This is a genomic window from Methylophaga sp. UBA1464 (genome assembly GCF_002325665.1).
In the GTDB taxonomy this organism is placed as follows: Bacteria; Pseudomonadota; Gammaproteobacteria; order Nitrosococcales; family Methylophagaceae; genus Methylophaga.
Genome location: NZ_DCSO01000024.1, coordinates 15073 through 17044 on the forward strand (window position 1 = coordinate 15073; position 1972 = coordinate 17044).

Consider the following 1972-nt stretch of genomic DNA (forward strand, 5'->3'; position numbering starts at 1 on the left):
GATATGGCTTGGAAACGTGTTAAACATCCTTCAGAAGTTGTTGCTATCGGTGACGAAATCGATGTACAGGTTCTGAAATTTGATAAAGAACGTGAACGTGTATCGCTGGGCCTGAAACAACTGGGCGACGATCCATGGAAAGATATTGCACGTCGTTATCCAAACAGCACCCGCATCCAGGGTAAAGTCACTAACATTGCCGACTACGGTTGTTTTGTTGAAATCGAAGATGGCGTTGAAGGTTTGGTTCACATGTCTGAAATGGACTGGACCAACAAAAACGTTCACCCTTCAAAACTGGTTACTTTAGGTGATGAAGTTGAAGTGATGGTTCTGGACATTGACGCTGAACGTCGTCGTATCTCACTGGGAATCAAACAGTGCCAGACAAACCCTTGGGAAGAGTTTTCCATGACTCATAACAAAGGTGATAAAGTCAGCGGTGCTATCAAATCCATCACTGATTTTGGTATCTTCATTGGCCTGGATGGTGGCATTGACGGCCTGATTCACTTGTCAGACATTTCCTGGGAAGAAGAAAACGAAGAATTGATTCGTGACTTCAAAAAAGGCGATGAAGTTGAAGCCGTGGTACTGGCTATTGATCCAGAACGTGAACGCATTTCATTGGGTATCAAACAATTGCAAGACGATCCGTTCTCTGCTTATTTGTCTGAACACCCACGTGGCACTGTTGTTACCGGTAAAGTCACTGCAGTTGATGCAAAAGGCGCAACAATTGAATTGGCTGAAGGTGTTGAAGGTTATGTTCGTGTTGCTGATATCTCACGTGAACGTATCGAAGATGCCAGCAAAGTGCTGAATATCGGTGATGAAGTCGAAGCTAAATTTACAGGAATGTCCCGTAAGGATCGCACGCTGACTCTATCTATCAAAGCGAAGGATGATCAAGAAGAATCCGAAGCAGTGAAAGAGTACAGCAATGTCAGTTCCGGCAATACCACTTTAGGTGATTTGCTGAAAGAACAAATGAATCAGAAAGATAGCTAATCTGATCATTAATAAGCATCCGGTCAAGCCGGATGCTTATTTTCTTGTTGTACAGCTGCCTTGATGTTTAAGGCATAACCCAAAGTCTACTGCCGGGAATCTAGGAAATTATGACCAAGTCTGATTTGATAGAAATACTATCCGAAAAACAATCTCTATTAAATTACCGAGACGTTGAACTAGCGGTAAAGTTAATTCTTGAACAGATGAGCGACTGTCTGTCACGTGGTGATCGTATTGAGATCAGAGGGTTTGGCAGTTTCACACTGCATCATCGTCCCCCCAGAGTGGGACGGAATCCAAAAAGTGGTGAATCCGTCAAGCTTGATGAAAAATATGTACCTCACTTCAAACCCGGAAAAGAATTACGCGATCGTGTAAATAATGCCGCTGGTTTTTAACAGAAATGAAAATTAGTCAGGAAGCCGTTACTGACGCTCTTGTAATAAAAAGTTATGGCGACGGCTTTCTACTGATTCAAGCTCCAAATCAACCGCAACAACGAATAACCCACAATTGCACACTGTCACCTGAGGGCGTATTTGATACGTTTGATCTGAAAACTTTGGCTGAGAAGCAAAGCAACACTCTCATTGAAAAAATAAAAGCCTTTAATGCTGACGTTATCATCATGGTGAATGACGAAGGTATAACTCCTCAAGTATTACAAATCACCACCAAATTGGCTGAGCATGGTATTTCACTGGAAACCATGTCACTTGGTGCTGCATGCCGTACCTACAATTTGCTCTTGAATGAAGGCAGAAAGCCGATAGTACTGGTTAGTTTTTAGTCCGGCTACCGGTTGATTTTGATCGGTGCCTCCAAGGTAACTTGAATCAAGATTTATAAACTGTGCGCAATGCCAGTTACGAAATATATCACTGTAATTGTCTTTGAGACTTACAGACAAAAACTTCGCAGACATTTCAGTACTTTTTCCAAATCAAATACCAGCCAT

The 1972-nt window shown here is 42.3% G+C and carries 3 protein-coding genes; all 3 read left to right on the forward strand.

Translation table 11 applies throughout. The annotated features are described in order from the left end of the window. A partial coding sequence (locus B3O33_RS02540; RefSeq protein WP_292362863.1) for a 30S ribosomal protein S1 occupies positions 1 to 1011 on the forward strand: 1011 nt, incomplete at its 5' end. Between the two features lie 110 nt (positions 1012 to 1121). Continuing rightward, positions 1122 to 1412 (forward strand): integration host factor subunit beta, encoded by a 291-nt coding sequence (locus B3O33_RS02545; RefSeq protein WP_069296502.1) that lies wholly within the window; start codon positions 1122 to 1124, stop codon positions 1410 to 1412. A gap of 5 nt (positions 1413 to 1417) precedes the next feature. After that, a complete protein-coding gene (locus B3O33_RS02550; RefSeq protein ID WP_292361692.1) occupies positions 1418 to 1804 on the forward strand; it encodes an MTH938/NDUFAF3 family protein in 387 nt (128 codons plus the stop codon). Positions 1805 to 1972 lie beyond the last annotated feature (168 nt).

Bases quoted from the DNA above. Each gene is read 5' to 3' on its own strand.
- B3O33_RS02545 (WP_069296502.1), top strand. From the start codon at position 1,122: ATGACCAAGTCTGATTTGATAGAAATACTATCCGAAAAACAATCTCTA.
- B3O33_RS02550 (WP_292361692.1), top strand. From the start codon at position 1,418: ATGAAAATTAGTCAGGAAGCCGTTACTGACGCTCTTGTAATAAAAAGT.